Annotated in this window: 25 protein-coding genes and 1 pseudogene; 15 read left to right on the forward strand and 11 right to left on the reverse strand. The window is 51.5% G+C overall.

What is annotated here, in order from left to right; all coding sequences use genetic code 11:
- Positions 1-97 precede the first annotated feature (97 nt).
- From HX884_RS07990 to HX884_RS08005, 5 genes and pseudogenes are all read left to right on the forward strand, one after another.
- Positions 98-466, forward strand: coding sequence for a diacylglycerol kinase (locus HX884_RS07990; RefSeq protein WP_013095052.1), 369 nt, complete (start codon positions 98-100; stop codon positions 464-466).
- A gap of 108 nt (positions 467-574) precedes the next feature.
- Positions 575-1,183: a transcriptional repressor LexA gene (lexA, locus tag HX884_RS07995; protein WP_013095053.1), complete on the forward strand. Its 609-nt coding sequence runs from the start codon at positions 575-577 to the stop codon at positions 1,181-1,183.
- A 64-nt stretch (positions 1,184-1,247) separates the two neighbouring features.
- Positions 1,248-2,585, forward strand: a complete 1,338-nt coding sequence (gene dinF, locus HX884_RS08000) for an MATE family efflux transporter DinF (protein WP_038418457.1) — start codon at positions 1,248-1,250, stop codon at positions 2,583-2,585.
- Positions 2,582-2,656: pseudogene (locus HX884_RS27500) on the forward strand (hypothetical protein); the annotation flags it as partial. The gene dinF and the pseudogene HX884_RS27500, both read left to right, overlap by 4 nt.
- A gap of 49 nt (positions 2,657-2,705) precedes the next feature.
- Entirely contained in the window at positions 2,706-2,954 is a 249-nt protein-coding gene (locus HX884_RS08005; protein ID WP_178327949.1) for a CsbD family protein, read from the forward strand.
- Between the two features lie 31 nt (positions 2,955-2,985).
- On the opposite strand, the gene zur is transcribed toward HX884_RS08005, so the two are convergent.
- Positions 2,986-3,498, reverse strand: coding sequence for a zinc uptake transcriptional repressor Zur (gene zur / locus HX884_RS08010; protein ID WP_013095057.1), 513 nt, complete (start codon positions 3,496-3,498; stop codon positions 2,986-2,988).
- A gap of 115 nt (positions 3,499-3,613) precedes the next feature.
- On the opposite strand from zur, the gene HX884_RS08015 reads away from it, so the two are divergent.
- From HX884_RS08015 to HX884_RS08030, 4 genes are all read left to right on the forward strand, one after another.
- A complete protein-coding gene (locus HX884_RS08015) occupies positions 3,614-4,102 on the forward strand; it encodes a cupin domain-containing protein (protein ID WP_095908423.1) in 489 nt (162 codons plus the stop codon).
- A gap of 220 nt (positions 4,103-4,322) precedes the next feature.
- Positions 4,323-5,582, forward strand: coding sequence for a conjugal transfer protein TraF (gene traF, locus HX884_RS08020; protein WP_201747483.1), 1,260 nt, complete (start codon positions 4,323-4,325; stop codon positions 5,580-5,582).
- Between the two features lie 353 nt (positions 5,583-5,935).
- The gene (locus HX884_RS08025) at positions 5,936-6,463 is read left to right on the forward strand and encodes a Panacea domain-containing protein (protein WP_032620640.1); all 528 of its coding nucleotides are present in this window, start codon (positions 5,936-5,938) and stop codon (positions 6,461-6,463) included.
- 5 nt (positions 6,464-6,468) lie between these two features.
- Positions 6,469-6,930 carry a hypothetical protein gene (locus HX884_RS08030; protein ID WP_032620638.1) on the forward strand — a complete coding sequence of 154 codons (462 nt, stop codon included), beginning with the start codon at positions 6,469-6,471 and terminating at the stop codon, positions 6,928-6,930.
- A 34-nt stretch (positions 6,931-6,964) separates the two neighbouring features.
- On the opposite strand, the gene HX884_RS08035 is transcribed toward HX884_RS08030, so the two are convergent.
- The 10 genes from HX884_RS08035 to HX884_RS08080 form a co-directional block, all read right to left on the reverse strand.
- Complete coding sequence (locus tag HX884_RS08035; RefSeq protein WP_032620635.1) at positions 6,965-7,237, reverse strand: pyocin activator PrtN family protein; 273 nt, start codon at positions 7,235-7,237, stop codon at positions 6,965-6,967.
- 38 nt (positions 7,238-7,275) lie between these two features.
- On the reverse strand, positions 7,276-7,845 hold the full coding sequence (locus HX884_RS08040) for a 3'-5' exonuclease (RefSeq protein ID WP_032620634.1): 570 nt from the start codon (positions 7,843-7,845) through the stop codon (positions 7,276-7,278).
- A gap of 193 nt (positions 7,846-8,038) precedes the next feature.
- On the reverse strand, positions 8,039-8,770 hold the full coding sequence (locus HX884_RS08045; RefSeq protein WP_032620632.1) for a site-specific DNA-methyltransferase: 732 nt from the start codon (positions 8,768-8,770) through the stop codon (positions 8,039-8,041).
- The gene (locus tag HX884_RS08050) at positions 8,767-9,093 is read right to left on the reverse strand and encodes a hypothetical protein (protein ID WP_032620631.1); all 327 of its coding nucleotides are present in this window, start codon (positions 9,091-9,093) and stop codon (positions 8,767-8,769) included. Before HX884_RS08050 ends, HX884_RS08045 begins: the two co-directional genes overlap by 4 nt.
- Positions 9,090-9,290 (reverse strand): hypothetical protein, encoded by a 201-nt coding sequence (locus HX884_RS08055; protein ID WP_032620630.1) that lies wholly within the window; start codon positions 9,288-9,290, stop codon positions 9,090-9,092. The genes HX884_RS08050 and HX884_RS08055 overlap by 4 nt, the downstream gene beginning before the upstream one ends.
- Positions 9,275-9,817, reverse strand: a complete 543-nt coding sequence (locus HX884_RS08060) for a hypothetical protein (RefSeq protein ID WP_032620628.1) — start codon at positions 9,815-9,817, stop codon at positions 9,275-9,277. The genes HX884_RS08055 and HX884_RS08060 overlap by 16 nt, the downstream gene beginning before the upstream one ends.
- A 135-nt stretch (positions 9,818-9,952) precedes the next feature.
- Positions 9,953-10,780 (reverse strand): YfdQ family protein, encoded by an 828-nt coding sequence (locus HX884_RS08065; RefSeq protein ID WP_058687609.1) that lies wholly within the window; start codon positions 10,778-10,780, stop codon positions 9,953-9,955.
- Between the two features lie 57 nt (positions 10,781-10,837).
- Positions 10,838-11,209, reverse strand: a complete 372-nt coding sequence (locus HX884_RS08070) for a hypothetical protein (RefSeq protein WP_032634314.1) — start codon at positions 11,207-11,209, stop codon at positions 10,838-10,840.
- A 534-nt stretch (positions 11,210-11,743) separates the two neighbouring features.
- Entirely contained in the window at positions 11,744-11,938 is a 195-nt protein-coding gene (locus tag HX884_RS08075; RefSeq protein ID WP_058687610.1) for a hypothetical protein, read from the reverse strand.
- 168 nt (positions 11,939-12,106) lie between these two features.
- A complete protein-coding gene (locus tag HX884_RS08080; protein WP_032634275.1) occupies positions 12,107-12,781 on the reverse strand; it encodes a LexA family transcriptional regulator in 675 nt (224 codons plus the stop codon).
- 88 nt (positions 12,782-12,869) lie between these two features.
- Between HX884_RS08080 and HX884_RS08085 the strand changes: the two genes are divergently transcribed.
- The 6 genes from HX884_RS08085 to HX884_RS08110 all read left to right on the forward strand — a co-directional run.
- Entirely contained in the window at positions 12,870-13,070 is a 201-nt protein-coding gene (locus HX884_RS08085; protein ID WP_032634276.1) for a YdaS family helix-turn-helix protein, read from the forward strand.
- Between the two features lie 43 nt (positions 13,071-13,113).
- Positions 13,114-13,671 (forward strand): YmfL family putative regulatory protein, encoded by a 558-nt coding sequence (locus HX884_RS08090; protein ID WP_032634277.1) that lies wholly within the window; start codon positions 13,114-13,116, stop codon positions 13,669-13,671.
- Between the two features lie 172 nt (positions 13,672-13,843).
- A complete protein-coding gene (locus HX884_RS08095) occupies positions 13,844-14,545 on the forward strand; it encodes a phage regulatory protein/antirepressor Ant (protein WP_230203876.1) in 702 nt (233 codons plus the stop codon).
- A gap of 1 nt (position 14,546) precedes the next feature.
- A complete protein-coding gene (locus HX884_RS08100) occupies positions 14,547-14,726 on the forward strand; it encodes a DUF4222 domain-containing protein (RefSeq protein WP_047715956.1) in 180 nt (59 codons plus the stop codon).
- Positions 14,723-15,586 (forward strand): conserved phage C-terminal domain-containing protein, encoded by an 864-nt coding sequence (locus HX884_RS08105; RefSeq protein ID WP_047715957.1) that lies wholly within the window; start codon positions 14,723-14,725, stop codon positions 15,584-15,586. The genes HX884_RS08100 and HX884_RS08105 overlap by 4 nt, the downstream gene beginning before the upstream one ends.
- The coding region (locus tag HX884_RS08110) for a phage N-6-adenine-methyltransferase (protein ID WP_375138598.1) at positions 15,583-16,840 on the forward strand (1,258 nt) is incomplete at its 3' end. The genes HX884_RS08105 and HX884_RS08110, both read left to right, overlap by 4 nt.

The raw sequence follows: 16,840 nt of genomic DNA on the forward strand, positions 1-16,840 counted from the left end.
GCGCGAAATTACTGTTGTTACCCGTCATACTTCAGGCTACAGCGCAACACGTTGCGCCTCCTGTTATTGACGCTATTTCAAATAAAAGGTTCTTTTAATGGCCAATAATACCACTGGGTTAACCCGTATCATTAAAGCTGCTGGCTATTCCTGGAAAGGTTTTCGCGCCGCTTGGGTCAACGAAGCCGCGTTTCGCCAGGAGGGTGTCGCCGCGATTGTCGCGGTGATTATCGCCTGTTTCCTTGATGTTGATGCCATTACCCGCGTGCTTCTGATCGGCTCCGTGCTGTTGGTGATGATAGTGGAAATTCTTAATAGCGCTATTGAGGCCGTTGTGGACCGTATTGGCTCTGATTTTCACGAACTTTCTGGCCGGGCAAAAGACATGGGCTCTGCTGCCGTGTTGCTGGCGATTATCACTGCGGTCATCACCTGGGTCACGCTGCTTTGGTCACATTTCCGATGAGCCTCGAGGAATAATTAAGTCCCTGGTTTTTTGTGCAGTTTTTGGTTCCAAAATCGCCTTTGACTGTATATACTCACAGCATAACTGTATATACACCCAGGGGGCGGAATGAAAGCGTTAACGACCAGGCAGCAAGAGGTGTTTGATCTCATTCGGGATCATATCGGCCAGACGGGTATGCCACCCACGCGTGCGGAAATCGCGCAGCGTCTGGGCTTCCGTTCTCCGAACGCTGCCGAGGAACACCTGAAAGCGCTGGCGCGTAAAGGCGTAATTGAGATTGTATCGGGTGCTTCACGCGGTATCCGCCTGCTGGTGGAAGAAGAGACGGGCATTCCGCTGGTGGGGCGCGTCGCGGCAGGTGAACCTCTGCTGGCGCAACAGCATATTGAAGGCCACTACCAGGTTGATCCCGGCATGTTCAAGCCGAGCGCGGATTTCCTGCTGCGCGTAAGCGGTATGTCCATGAAAGACATCGGTATTCTTGACGGCGATCTGCTTGCGGTACATAAAACGCAAGACGTGCGTAACGGCCAGGTTGTGGTGGCACGCATCGATGATGAAGTCACCGTTAAACGCCTGAAAAAGCAAGGTAATACGGTTCAGCTGCTGCCGGAAAACAACGAGTTTTCCCCGATTGTGGTAGACCTGCGCGAGCAAAACTTCTCTATCGAGGGGCTGGCGGTAGGGGTCATTCGCAACGGAGAATGGCTGTAATCTCATCCTGACAGGCTACGGATCTGCCGTGGCCTGATTCCTTATCCACTCCCGGTATTTTTTCATGTCACTGCTTACGGCATCCGATAAGGCATTGTGGCGTCTTGCACTGCCGATGATTTTTTCCAATATCACCGTTCCTCTGCTGGGGCTGGTGGATACGGCAGTTATTGGTCACCTTGATTCACCCATCTATCTGGGCGGCGTGGCGATTGGCGCGACGGCGACCAGCTTCCTTTTTATGCTCCTGCTCTTTTTGCGCATGAGTACCACCGGGCTCACGGCGCAAGCGTACGGTGCTAAAGATCCTTTGCGTCTGGCGCGCGCGCTGGTTCAGCCGTTAATTCTGGCGCTTGGGGCAGGCGCGTTAATCGCTATATTACGTACCCCACTGATTGATCTGGCGCTGCATATCGTTGGCGGCAGCGAGGCGGTACTGGAGCAGGCACGACGCTTCCTTGAAATTCGCTGGCTCAGCGCGCCCGCGTCGCTGGCCAATCTGGTTCTGCTGGGGTGGTTACTCGGCGTGCAGTATGCCCGCGCGCCCGTAATCCTGTTGGTGGTAGGCAACCTCCTCAACATCGTGCTCGATCTCTGGCTGGTGATGGGCCTGCACATGAACGTGCAGGGTGCGGCACTGGCGACGGCGATTGCCGAATACGGGACGTTTATCCTTGGTCTGTGGATGGTCTGGCGGGTGCTTGTCATGCGCGGGATCTCCCTTGCTCTGCTTAAGAGTGCATGGCGAGGTAATATCCGCACTCTGCTGGCGCTTAATCGCGACATTATGCTGCGCTCACTGCTGCTGCAGCTCTGTTTCGGCGCACTGACGGTCTTTGGCGCCCGGCTTGGGCCAGATATCGTCGCGGTGAATGCCGTTCTGATGACGCTGCTGACCTTTACCGCCTATGCACTGGATGGCTTTGCGTATGCTGTGGAAGCGCATTCCGGCCAGGCATACGGCGCACGTGAAAGTGGTCAGCTGCGGGATGTCTGGCGGGCGGCCTGTCGGCAGTCGGGGCTGGTGGCGCTGGCGTTCGCGCTGATTTACGCCTGTTTTGGCGAACAGATTATTGCGTTACTCACCTCCCTTCCTGCACTGCGCGAGCTGGCAAGCCATTACCTTATCTGGCAGGTCATTTTGCCGGTGGTGGGGGTCTGGTGCTATCTGCTGGACGGTATGTTTATTGGCGCGACGCGAGGAGCGGAGATGCGTAACAGCATGGCGGTGGCGGCGGCTGGTTTTGCCCTGACGCTGCTCACGCTCCCCTGGCTGGGTAACCATGGTTTATGGCTCTCCCTGGCGGTCTTTCTCGCGTTGCGAGGCCTGTCACTGGGCTTTATCTGGCACCGGCACTGGCAAAACAATACCTGGCTTCCTTCCCGCAACGATATATCGTGACGGTTAAAGATTCCGAATATGAAATCAACTGCCGAATCCTTAACTACAATTATTATCACGTCCAGCAGAAAAGAACGTAACGGACGTTACGACCCGACGCTTAACTAAGAGGACACGATGATGAATAAAGACGAAATCGGCGGCAACTGGAAGCAGTTCAAAGGTAAAGCGAAAGAACAGTGGGGTAAGCTGACGGATGACGATATGACGGTCATCGAAGGTAAACGCGATCAGCTTGTCGGTAAAATTCAGGAACGCTACGGTTACGAGAAAGGCCAGGCGGAAAAAGAGGTCGGCGACTGGGAAAAACGCAACGACTACCGTTGGTTACCGTGTGATACCCCGACAGTACAAGGAAGTACTCCCTGAGGGCGGCCATGGGCCGCCTTTGTTTTGGCTGTTAACGCGGCTTTTTCTTTACGAGGATAGAGTGGTCATGGTGGCACGCGTCCTGATGCCGGCAGGCCTCCACTTCTACACACGCAGAGCATAATCCGTGTGCTTCAATGACGTTATGGCGCAAGGCAAAGCCCATTCTGGCCGCCAGCGTATGCATAATATCTTCTACGCCTTCCGCCCCTTCTTCTTTCACCACGCCACAACGGTCGCAGATAAACATGGCCGACGTATGGGTTGGCTGGTCAAAAAGATGACACAACACATAACTGTTTGTGGATTCGACCTTGTGTACAAACCCTTGTTCCAGCAGAAAATCTAGCGCACGATAGACCGTAGGCGGTTTAGCCTGTGGCTCGCTTTCGCGCAGCAGGTCGAGCAGGTCGTATGCGCTGATGGCGCCCTGCTGCAGGGTCATCAGACGCAAGACTTCAAGGCGCTGCGGAGTCAGGCGCACATTGCGTTGCGCGCACAGCTTCTCTGCCTGCGCTAACAGCTCTTTTGTGGACTTATCCATTTAGCACCTCGGATGTTATAGGCTGGAAAACCCTCACTTTACCATGTTCTGGTAAAAACGCCGAGATCCGCCAGGCTGTGCTATACCTGACCCATCGCAAACCGGGAAATTAATGATGAAAAAACCTGACTGTATTCGGCACTGGCGAGGCGTGGAAGAGCCAGATAATTCAACCTATCCCGACAGCAACGAGCTTTTCTCCATCGGTGCACCGCTGGCTCGTCACCTGGGGCTCAGGCGAATCGGTATTCACCACGAGCGTTTGCCGCCCGGGCGTCGAACCTCCTATCCCCACGCGGAAAGCGACGAAGAAGAGTTCATCTATGTGCTGGAAGGGTATCCGGAAGCCTGGATTAACGGCTATTTGTGGAAGCTTGAACCCGGCGACAGCGTAGGGTTTCCTGCTGGCACCGGCGTCTGCCATACCTTTATTAATAACACCGAAGAAGAGGTGCGATTACTGGTTGTTGGCGAGGCTAACAAGAAGCACAACCGAATCTACTATCCGCTTAACCCGGAGTATGCCGCCACGCGTGAAGATCGCTGGGTTGATCATCCCCCTCAGTTCTTTGGGCCGCACGATGGAAAACCTGGGAAAAAATAATTTCCTCTTCTATAAATATTGAGGGCCGTCACAAATAACAACAGGCCTGTCCGGAGTTTTACTTAAGGAAATAGCGGGTCTTTTTGTACTTATTCACAGCAATAGTTCGTTCCTGTTTGGGTGATAACAAACAGGGTGATGTTATTAACGACAATAAGACGAGCATACTGTGAAAAAACATTTTAAATTTTCGGTGGTTAGCATCGCTGTCTCCCTGTTTATGGCAAATCAGGCGGGAGCAGCCAATACCTGGACAGAATCACGTAGCGACGCAATGGGTGGCACGGGCGTCGCTTCGGGCAGCTATGGCAGCGGGGCGTTAATCAACCCTGCGTTGTTGGCAAAGGCGAAACCGGACGATGATGTGACGGTTATTTTACCGTCCGTCGGCGTGCAGGTGACGGATGAAGACAATCTTCAGGATGAGATTGATACCATCAACGATAAAATCAATCACTATAAGGATGTGGTTGATAGCCTGACCCCCATCGAAGTGATTACCAACCCGCTGGGCTCAATCAATCAGTTCCAGGGAGCGGCAAAAGATCTTGCCGATGAACTGGACTATCTCAAAGGCAAAACCGCACGCGCTACGGCAGGCGCGGGGATTGCGGTGAGTATCCCTAACGATGTGCTCTCCGTGGCCTTTATGGCGAAAGGCTATGCCCACGGGCGCGTCAGCTCTTCTATCGATCAGCAAGATATTGATTACCTGCGCAGTATCCAAAACAGCGATGCGGTGGCGGCGGGCGTGGCACTGGATGCGGCGCTAAACGGTACTGATCAAATCACAAAAAACCTTAACTCTACGGCGTCTGGCCGGGCGGCAATTGTCTCCGATTATGGTGTTGCCATTGCCCGTCAGTTCGATCTGGGTGGCGTCCCGGTTTCCCTTGGTGTCACGCCAAAACTGCAGAAAACCTGGATCTACAACTACACCACCTCAATTTACGATTACGACAGTAACAAGTGGAACGACAGCCGCTACCGGAAAGACGATACCGGCTTTAACGTGGATGCCGGTATCGCGGCCGATTTCGGCGAGCACTGGACGGTCGGGGTGAGCGGGCAAAACCTGATGTCGCGCGATATCGACACCAAGGACATTCGCATCCGCAACGGGCGCACGGGGGAAGTGGTGAGCTATAAAGACACCTACCAAATCCGTCCGCTGGTGACGGCCGGTGCCGCCTGGCACAACGATCTGGTGACCCTGACCGCCGATGGCGATCTGACAGAAACCAAAGGCTTTAAAAGCGAAGATACCTCGCAGTATGTTGGCGTGGGTGCGGAAGTGACGCCGCTGAGCTGGCTGGCCGTGCGGGCGGGTTATCGTGCCGATATGAAAGGGAATGACAGTAACGTCTTTACCGGTGGTGTCGGTTTTGCACCGTTTAACACGGTCCACGTCGACCTGATGGGGCTCTACGGTGAAGATGAAACCTGGGGCGCAGGGGCGCAGTTGAGTATGACGTTCTAAAGGGCACCGGAGGCGTTGCGCCTCCGGCTTTTCTTTATGCTATAGTAGCGCCCCTTTTCCACCAGATGCTTAAAACTTCGCCATGTCGTCAGAACACCAGACTGCCTTTCCCGCACACCGTTTCTCCATTGCGCCCATGCTCGATAGGACGGATAGTTCAGTAAAGTAGGTTGGTTTGGTGTATCATGGGGTTCTATTGGGAACCTGTTGTCGTAACTTTTCTATTCATATCTATTCATTGAGCATCATTTGCCCAGGTATTAAATTGACCGGATATGCCCACAGGTATTAAAATTACTTAAAACAACTGCGGTTGTTAGGTTTTAAAGTCACATTTGATGAAGGATAACTTGATGCTAACTATAAGGTTCGATTCAGAAAAGGCTTTAGAGGCCATTCTGTACGTCGCCTCTAAAGCACCAATTCCTGACATCTACCATGTTGGTAAGATTTTGTATTATGCGGACCGGTTTCATCTGGAGGCGTTTGGTCGTCTCATCACTGGCGATCAGTATAACGCCATGAAAGATGGCCCGGTTGCCAGTAATACATACGACATCATTAAGATCGCCAGAGGTGACGGTCGCTACATTCCAAATGGATGTGATACTGACGCAGTGCGTAAGGCATTCTGTATCGCTGGTATGAATGTGGTTCCTCGTCGTCAACCAGATGTAGATTTTCTGAGTGAGTCCGATTTAGAGTGTATCGACAAGTCAATCGAGATGCTCGGTGAAATGTCTTTCGAAGATATCAAAAACATGAGCCACGATGCTGCATGGGAATCTGCTGATAGAAATGGTGAGATGCCACTTGAATCCATCATCGGCCAGCTTCAAAATAGCGAAATGATTTTGGATTATCTTCATAACGGATATTGATACTTATGCTGGGTGATAGCTTTCCTCCTGAATTTATGGCTAGTTTTAGTCGAGATAGAGGCATATCACCTGGCGATGTTTTGTATCTTCACTGCGAGTTTACTACCCCTCCCAAAGTGAAGTTTATGGTAGTGGTTTGCTGTGAGCCTCTTCTGGTTCTCTTGATTAACTCTGAAGTTAACCCATTCATCCAGAAAAATGCGTCATTGATGGCGTGTCAGGTAGCTGTTAACCAAAAAGATCATGATTTCCTTGACTGGGATTCCTTTGTGAATTGCATTCAGGCGCATGCAGCGTTCGATCTGGAAGTTATAAAAGAGCAAATATCCACAGATTATGGTGGGATTTTGAAGGGGCGAATTACTGACCCTTGCATGCAACAGGTTCGAAATGCAGTTAATGCTTCTAAAACTATGGTTACGCGTCACAAAAAAGCGATCCTATCTGCGCTTCAGGAATATGAATAAACCCGCTTTCGGCGGGTTTGTTATCTTTTCCATTTTAACTATTTTTCGGTTTATCTGTTCTAACTCTCTCCCACTCAACTCGTCCTTCTTCCCTTCTCTTGTCGATATACTCAGCAAGATCCTGAATATTGATACAGCGCTTTGCTTTCTGAGAGGTTCCCACGCGATAGGTTGGGATAGGCAACAGACATGCATTGGCTTTTGCCTCTGCAGTCGCCGGGCTCATGCCGAAATACTTCTGGCATACCACTGAAAGTTCAATGTTTGGGGTGTTGAACTCAGCCATAAGAAAAAAAAGAGTATTCATGGATTCTCCATAGCCCGGCTGCACCCGGGCGTTTAGGTTTATTCTTCGGTGCTGGTGGGCAGCAGGCGCTGCCAGATTGCCGAAACATATTTCGCCTGGTGGCGGGCATCGGCTAGTGCGTTGTGGGCTACACCATCAAATGGCATATTGCGCTTTGGGTCGAAACCGAGTTCTTTGCCAAGCAGTACCATGGTTCGCACGTCGCTGTCGTTCCAGAATTGCCATGGGCAAGTTTGGCCGGCGCGTTCATAGGCTGAGCGCAAAATCACGTTGTCGAAGTTAGCACCATTGCCCCAGACTTTCAGATAACGTGGGTTGTCAGAGTTACGACTGATAAATGAGCTCAACTCGGAGAGAGCAAAGGTGATGCTTCTTGTATCGTCGGTACAAATCGCAGCGCGTGCCTCTGCGGATTGCTTTAGCCACCACAGGATGGTATCACCATCAGGTGTAGCCCCCTGATCCATGGCGCTGGCGAGGTTGACGGCCACATAGAACTCGGCGCCCAGCTCGCCGTTTTTCGGGTCGAAAAACACAGCGCCGATCGCGACAATTGGCGCAGTAGGCTTATTGCCCATGGTTTCGAGGTCTATCATAAGGTGGTTCATTACATGTGCTCCAAATCTGATGGTTTAAAAGAATGCCAGTAACCCTCTTCACGGGTCTCTGTTCTGGTCTTGCCGCAGCCATTACACCCATAGTGGAAAATAATAGTTGGCTGCAGCCCGTTAAGGGATTGATATGGGTGAAGCTCTTTCTTGAACAGCACCCATTTATGAAGTTTGAAAAAACAGCGGATCTTCATGCTGCATGCTCCTGCTTAATCCCTATACGATGACGCGCGACCTGAAATATTGAGGTGTCTTTCTCAATGCCAATAAAGCAGCGCCCGATACGCAGGCAGGCTACTCCTGCGGTACCGCTTCCCATTGTGAAATCCAGCACCGTATCGCCGGGGTTGCTGTAGGTCTCGATCAGGTACTGAACCAGTGCCAGCGGCTTCTTGGTTGGATGGAAATTACCGATTTGCTTGTCACTCGAGAAAAACTGCACATCGCGTGGGTACCGGCTGGTTGAGTCATACTTAGTCAGCGTCAGCGCTTTGCCGTAGCACTCCGAATTGACGGTTTTGCGCTTCGATGTTCTGCGCGCATGGCCATGGGTAAACTGCGGGTTGTATGTCGGCTGGCGACGATAAAACACCTCGATATTTTCATGGGCGCGCAACGGCTGTTTTTTGGCATTAAGGAAGCCGGTGGCATTGCCTTTTTCCCAAATCCACTCGGATCGCCAGTCCGCCAGGTTGCTGCCGACCAGCACAGCGGTAAACGGTTGAGCCGAAAACAGGACAATTGCCGCCGACGGTTTGGCGATGCGGTACAGTTCATGCCACATCACCTTGAGGTCAAGCACCGAATCCCAGCAGCACTGCGTGGTACCGTAGGGAATATCCGCACACACCATGTCTACGGAACCGCTGGCAATCGTGGGAAAAATATCGAAGCAGTCGGCGTTATGCAGGGTAATGCTCATTCATCTTCCTCTGACAAAACCAGAATGGTGTCGTCCGGCACTGAGATGGTGAGCTGGACACTATAACCACGCTCATGCATGGCGTAAGAGACGGGCCACGCTGGCAGCAGCGTATCTTCGGCAACCTGACTGATGCCGATGCTCCACAGCCCGCTGTCGAGGTAATAACCGACCACCTGAATTTCACCCTCGGCGGATTTGAGGTGATAGATGCCTGGAGAGTTGTAGCAACCAATCTCCTCGCGGATCGCGCCTTCGCATTCCAGCAAATCGTCGCTGGCACCGTAGAAATGGAGGTGTTTAACTTTAGTTTGTTCGTTCATTGCGATTTCTCCCCGCGTAAAATTTCGTTCTCTGCCATAAGGGTGACGCGCTGATCCAGAGCTTCAGTTAGGGCAACAAAGGTCACATCCAGTCTGGTGGCGACTTCACGCATTAACTGTGCCTCTGCTGGTGGAAGGTCTGACGCTGCTATGTGTGCCGCTGTGACTAATTCTTTTACTTTCATATGTTGTTGCATGCGCGCAGCTCCATCAGTTCGTTAAAGCGGGTCATGAACAGTCCGTAGGCCTGACCAGGGCGAAGTGGAATGATCTGAATAATATCGCTGGTGGGGATCCCTTTAAGGCAAGGCCATTCGGTTCCGTCGTCAATTTCCAGATCGCGGCGTTCGGTCGCTAACATTGTGAGGTCCGCATACTTCACAACAGGGGACATATCTGCCGGTAATCCAAACACAGTACGAATCAGACCATCAACGCGGGCTTCAATACGGCGGTAGTCAGGAAGCAGGGCTTTAAGCGGTGCAGGTACATCCTGGCAATACGCTTCAGCCGCATCATGCATCAGGGCTTCAAATGCGAATTCAGGCGGTACAATTTGGCTCGCTAAGACAGAATGCTGGGCAACGCTGTAGAACTCTGGAAGATGGCCAGCAAAGCGACAAATGTTGGACAGAGCGTTTGCGATATCTTCAATATCAACGTCGGCTGCAGTTGGGTTAATGAAATTAAACTTTTTGCCGGAAAGCGTTTGTATATAACTCATAATCGAATCTTCTCCATTTTTTGCAGCTGCACCTGCGGCGATTTTTGGTTGTACGAATCCCTCGCCGGATGGCGATATTTAAAGGAATTACGCTTCACTAATAACCCCGTTGCCGGGGTTATTAAGGCTGAGCAATTACGCTTTAAAGTTACCGATGAAGGTTTCAACTGTGTCGCCGTCGAATTTCTCGATCAGCAGATCACGGAACTCATTGGCAATAGCTTCTTCCTGCGCTTCAAGCTGGACAATGCGCAGAACAAAACATGGTTCATCGTTTGTCAGTAAGCTGTTACGCAGGCTGAAACGGCGTTCACCAAGACCTTCATACGGTACGCATTTAAATTCAAACGCCACAGGCATAACGTCTTTGCTACTGGCTTCAACGCTCTGCATGAGGGATTTTTTACCGCTGAAATCACCGTCTTCGTGATCCTGCTGCGTTGCCTGCTGGATAGTGATACGACGGACCGCCTGAGCAGCCTGGGAAATTTGCATGGCCCCGCCTTCCGCATCGAACGCCAAAAGGTAATCGCTCCAGTCTTCCAACCATTCAGCGATCTGCTTCTGTTTCAGTCGCTGGCCGTTGATCTGCAGAAGTGCGCGGAACGGAGCGGTTTGTTTCAGGCTGATCGAAGCAATGTTGTCCGCATGACCAGGATTATCCAGCGTGCCGATATTGAAGATGGAACGGGCAGTCATATTGTCAGCATCGATAAAGCAGCGAGCTTTCTCGGTTGCGCTGGCGTATCCCTTTGAGTAACGCACAAAGTCTTCAATGCTGGTTGTGCCCATGGCGCCACGGAAGCGGAAGCGCTCCAAAGAGAAGCGTTCAAGGCTTTCGACGTTTGTGCCGTTCGGAAGCAATGCAGTCGGGCAAGCCAGACCATGGATATCATTCAGATGATAGCCGGATAAAACCAGGTCTTTGACCTGCTGAAAGGTACCGCTGTCTAACTGAGGCATAAAAAAATCCTTATTAACAAATGATCGAAGTGGTTACAGTGAATTGGTCGAGGCGGTTCACTGAGCCGCTTTAAGCTTTCCGTCAGTGCCGCCGTTGATGCTGAACAGCTGACCCTGATCCTCTTGGAGGATGGTTAGCTTGCCGCCTTTATTGACCCACATCGGTGTTTCGGTGGTGTCTTCTTCGGAGGCTTTACCGCGCGGGGTCGGGGTGCTGTAGTTCAGCTTGTGCTTGATCTTGACGCGCTTCTCTTCAACGGAATTACCCATACGCTCAAAATCAAAGGTGAGGACTACTTTGCCTTTATTGCCGTTATTCAGAACGCCGAGAGCGGTGGTGTTGAGCGCCGCTGCGATTTTGTTCATGAACACGCCGGCATCCAGCTCGCCCAGAAAGTCGGGCACTACGGTCATGCGGTCATTACTCATGGTTTTACCCTCATGAAAGGCGGCTGCAACCGCCAGTGAAACTACTCCATACACAACAGAGAAGGACACCTGCGCGATTATCATGGGTAGACAGGCCACTTTCCTCGCGCCCGGGTGGATTGGGTTATGAGCCCGTCACCCGGTGATGCCCTTGTCTGTTGTGTAAAAAGGGCGGTACCAGGGACTTCTAAGGTTGGTACTGGTACCGCAAAGACTACACACAGCAATTCATATGTTGTGGCGGTGGTGCCTCCACCTGCCGGCCCGGCCAGAACCGGCGACGCTACACCTTAAGAAACGTATTCATTTCAAAGTTGAAATAAACTTATTGGCCTCGTCACGTGCGCAGAGCCGCATTACCACAACTGGAAGCGCACTCCGCCTCTTTGCTTACCTGTCATCCACAACCGATAGCTGATGGAGTGCGCTTTCATGTTGTGCTCCTGTCTTTTCACCACATCAGGCTCGGTGGATCCTGCTATTCCCCAACAACAAGGATGCGGTTAATCTGAATATCCCCAACAACAAAAATTCTCATGATCCGAGGCACTCGTTAATCCACCGACGAAAAAGAGCACAGTGCTTTAACGTCGCGTTGCAGTATTCAACGGAGATCACCTGGCCTTGTGTCAAATGAGGCTTAATCTCTTCGTTGATCTGCAACCCTCGTTTGGCTGCCAGCTCCAGACGCGCAATCTTTTCGTAAAGCGCTTCTAACTTCTTATCCATTGGCGTTCTCCACTTCACACTGGCGAATCATCCCGGTCTTCATCTGTCCCGGGCGGCTACTTCGTGGTCGTCCTGCCAGTTCGCTGTTTCTTATTGGTACAATATGTACCGCAAGGGTACATTGTCAAGTATAAAAAAACCTGCCGAAGCAGGTTCATTAGGAAACCATTAAGGTTTTGTTCTATATCTTCTTGGTTTTCCGGAAAATATCACGGTACCTATTATTGAGCAGTTACCATTGATTTTGACGTAAGGCTCTGGCCAGTTCGGATTTAGAGCCTTAAGAAACTTTTGACCCCCATCCTCAATTAGACGCTTGAAGGTTGTTTCTCCCGTCTCATGCATCAAAGCGATCACGTCATCGCCATGAACGGCTGCAATCTCTGGATCAACAAAAATCATATCCCCAGGGCGATATTCCGAGATCATGGAATCGCCGATAACTCTGAGAATATATGTCATCGGGCCACAAGGAACAGGGCAAGGGTAAGTCTCTGTACTATTCAAATCTACCTCAGCATAGCCAACTTCGGTCCATGCTCCTGCCTGCACCCAGGATATAACCGGAACCATAGTAATATTTCTATTAGTGTCGGAAACATCAGGATTTTTTGCAACATTAGTAGTTTGATGTTCCTTATCTAGCCATCCTTGCGGGAGATCGAAACACTTTTCGATATGGCGTGCCATTGCGTCACCAATATTTTTGGTAGCACCTTCCCCCATAAACCTGCTCGTTTGGGTCGGTTCGCGATCAATCATGTTGGCAAAATACGAATTTCCACCAACACCATCTCGCAATTTTCTGGCGTTTAAGCGCCGTATCTCTTGGATAGTTTTCATTCTGAAATTACACAGCTTGTACCGGAAAGGTACAAGTACCTTGATGGTTCATTTTATTCGTGTAATATGTACACAGGAGGTACATATTATGAAAGAGTATTGGGACTCTTTAACCAAAGAGCAGCAGAGCAAGCTGGCAGGTAGTGTTGGTTCTACCCCTGGCTACCTGCGTTTGGTGTTCAACGGGTACAAAAAAGCTGGTTTCTCCTTGGCTAAGAAGTTGGAGTCAGCCACTGCTCGGGCTATCACCAAATCAGATCTTCGACCGGATATTTATCCGAAACAGTAACAGGGTATTCCAGTTTTAGTACCACAGAAGTAAGGGGTTAACCGTGGGTATAGAACCTGAATGGAAAGTCGATAAGCAACCATCCTGGCTGGTGGCCGCTATCAAAAAGACCATCACTGAGCTTCCTGGTGGATATGGCGAAGCGGCGGAATGGCTGGGAGTCACTGAAAACGCATTGTTCAACCGCCTGCGTACTGAAGGGGATCAGATTTTCCCACTTGGGTGGGCGATGGTGCTGCAGAGTGCTGGTGGATCAAACCATATCGCTGACGCAGTAGCACGGCATTCGCACGGTGTATTCGTGCCGCTGGCAGAAGTGGAAGAGATTGATAACGGTGATATTCACCAGCGCTTAATGGAATCCATTGAGTGGATCGGCAAGCACTCGCATTACATCCGTAGAGCGACAGCAGACGGCATCATCGATGCGACTGAACGGGCACAGATAGAGGAGAACAGCTATCAGGTTATGACGAAGTGGCAGGAACATTTGACGCTGCTTTTCCGGGTGTTTTGCGCACCAGAAAAGAGTGACGCCCGCGAGTGTGCAGCTCCGGGCGTCGTGGCAGATAAATCTATGTGTATGGAGAAATCCGCATGAGCAATTTAACAGCAATTCCTCGTTTACCGCAACTTCGGTCATTTCCGCTCCCGGACGCCCCGTTGTTCAGGTATGAGCGAATGGTAGCAGGGCGCTGGGTTGCATGTAACCACAGTCGCGCGGCTCTCATTGTGGGGGTATTCAACCGGAGGGCTGCTGCATGGTACAGCAAATGAACCGCTTCGACGCGCCAGCGTCACTGTCAGTATTCAGTTCTGGCCCATTGACCATGGGAAGCCGGGAAATTGCAGAACTTACAGATAAGCAGCATGGCCACGTGTGCCGGGATATCGAGACGATGTTTAAACAGCTCGGCGAGCGCCCCGAGGGGTATATCCAACTTTGGACACACCCCCAGAATGGTCAGCAGTACCGTGAGTATCGCCTTGACCGCGAGCACACTGAATGCCTTATCACAGGTTACAGTGCCGCGCTGCGCATGAGAATAATCCGCCGACTGCGTGAGCTTGAAGAGGGTGGTGCACCGCTACCTCAGACTCTGCCGGAAGCGCTGCGCCTGGCTGCTGATATGGCTGAGCAGAATGCCGAACTGATGAATAAAGTGCAGCAAGACGCGCCGAAAGTCGCATTCGTCGAACATTACGTTGAAGCCGGCGGTGCTAAAAGTCTCCGCGAAACGGCGAAAATCCTCAATATGCCGGAAAAGGCAATGATCGACGCTCTCCTGCGAGACAAGGTGCTGTTCCGTCAGTCCGGCAATCTCCTGCCACATGCACTTCGCCAGCGCGAAGGACTATTCACTGTCAAAACGGGCACTTCTGACTTCGGCCATGCCTACACCCAGACACGTGTCACACCTCGTGGTGTTGAGTGGATTGCCCAGCGCTACGCCTCAGAGCTGATGGGAGGGTGATATGAGCTGCAATCATCAAATTCTCGATCGACATTACCGCGATCACCACGGCATCGTCGTCAACGTTATCAGATACGAGCCAGATACCCAGCGAGTCATCTACCGCCGCCCGGGTTATGAATGGGAGTGCGCGGCACCGTTACTTATTTTCCGTGCCCGATTCAGGAGGATCGACAAGTGAGTGTGAAATTATCCTCCTACGTCTGGGATGGTTGTGCTGCCGCTGGAATGAAGCTTTCCAGCGTGGTCATTATGGCGCGACTGGCTGATTTCAGCAGCGATGAGGGGGTGTGCTGGCCGTCTATAGCGACAATTGCCCGCCAGATTGGAGCAGGGGAAAGTACTGTCAGGACGGCGATAGCGAAGCTTGAAAAAGAAGGTTGGCTAACACGCAAACAGCGTCGCCAGGGCAACCGCAATGCCTCGAACGTCTACCAACTGAATGTCGTGAAACTTCAGGCTGCTGCTCTTTCTCACCTGTCAGAATCTGACACCTCAAATTCTGACGCATCAGATTTTGACCCCTCAAAATTTGAGGCGTCAAAATCCGGTAATTCGGCGGTGTTTGACCCGTCAGAATCTGGCGGGGATCCGTCAGTAAAATCAACTACTGATCCATCAGATAAAAAACCTTATTGTCCGGTTGCGCCGCAACCCGACCCTGAGGTTGTGATCACCGATAACGCCATTCTGGTGTTAACCCACTTAAACCAGGTTAGTGGCTCCCGGTACCAGAAATCAAAGACCTCTCTGGAGAATATCCGAGCCCGGCTGCGGGAGGGGTATACCGTCAGTGACCTGAAGCTGGTTATCGACCTGAAGCATGAGCACTGGAACGGCAACGACGAGCAATACCAGTACATGCGACCTGAAACGCTGTTTGGGCCGAAAAAGTTTGAAGGCTACCTGCAAAGCGGGATCCGCTGGGACAAGAAAGGCCGCCCTCCGCGTGAAAGTTGGGGTGAAAAGAAACATGATCCGATGAAATTTGGTGGGCCGGACAAAGCCATTCCAACTGGCTTTAGGGGAGCGAAACAATGAGCATGAATACTGATAACAAATATTGCCGTGCATTGGCTGAACTCCGCGCAAAACCAGCGCACGAATTGAAAGAGGTTGGGGATCAGTGGCGTACACCAGATCTACTGTTTTGGGGCATAAATTCGATATTTGGCCCGTTGGTTCTGGATCTGTTCGCAGACGACAGCAATGCAAAATGCCCTGCCTGGTATACGGCCGAAGATAACGCGCTGACGCAGGATTGGTCTGAGCGTCTGGCAGAACTCGGTGGCGCCGCGTTTGCTAACCCGCCATACAGCCGCTCTCAGTACCACGAAAAGCAGGCGATCACCGGAATGACACACATCATTAACCACGCTATGGCAATGCGAGAAAAGGGTGGTCGGTACGTTTTTCTCATTAAGTCTGCGACGAGTGAGACGTGGTGGCCGGAAGAGGCAGATCACGTCACATTCATCCGTGGCCGAATTGGTTTCGATCTTCCTACATGGTTCGTGCCGAAAGACGAAAAGCAGCAGCCCACCAGCGCATTTTTTGCTGGCGCTATCGTGGTCTTCGACAAAACATGGCGGGGAGAGCGTTTCAGTTACATCAACCGCACCGATCTGGAGGCCAAAGGCCGCGCTTCGATGTCGCTGGCCCAATTTGCAGTGGGAAGAACGCAAACTGATGCGGCGCCTGATCTGGTCGCTGAGGTAGTGCCTGAGAAATCAGAGGCTGAATTGCCATTAACCCAAAAAGCCATTCTGGAGGCAAGTGGTGTAGAGGCATGGGCCTGTGTTGTCGCAGCGTTCGGCGAGAAAGATGAGTACACCTTCAGCGAGTCAAAGTTTGGTCATACCTGGTCTGCCGACTCTCTGGAAAACCCTGAATTTACCAATGTTTCACCGCTGACGATCGACAGAGCGAGAAAGCTGATCAGCGAGAGCATTCTGGTGGGTGTTAATGCCTGGCTGGACACATTACCCTTTGATAGCGATGACGTGAAACAAGACATGTCAGAGCGGCTTCGCACGGTTGCCGTTGAATCTGCGAAAGAATACGGCATCAACCACAGTGAATTCATAGCGACATTGGAAAGCCTGGATAAAGCCAAATGGTCAAATATCCGGGGGATCCGCGCCCATGTCCGTGAAACGCAGGAATCAAAGGACAAAGCGTTAAACGAATCGCGCGTTTGGCCTCTTGAGGTTGGACTGGTGTTTAACCAGATTGAAGGGGCTGACGCTCTACCTGTTTCACAACAGAACAAGCTGAAAGCCAATATCAACCAGC

This window comes from Enterobacter sp. SECR19-1250, assembly GCF_013391025.1.
GTDB lineage: Bacteria > Pseudomonadota > Gammaproteobacteria > Enterobacterales > Enterobacteriaceae > Enterobacter > Enterobacter cloacae.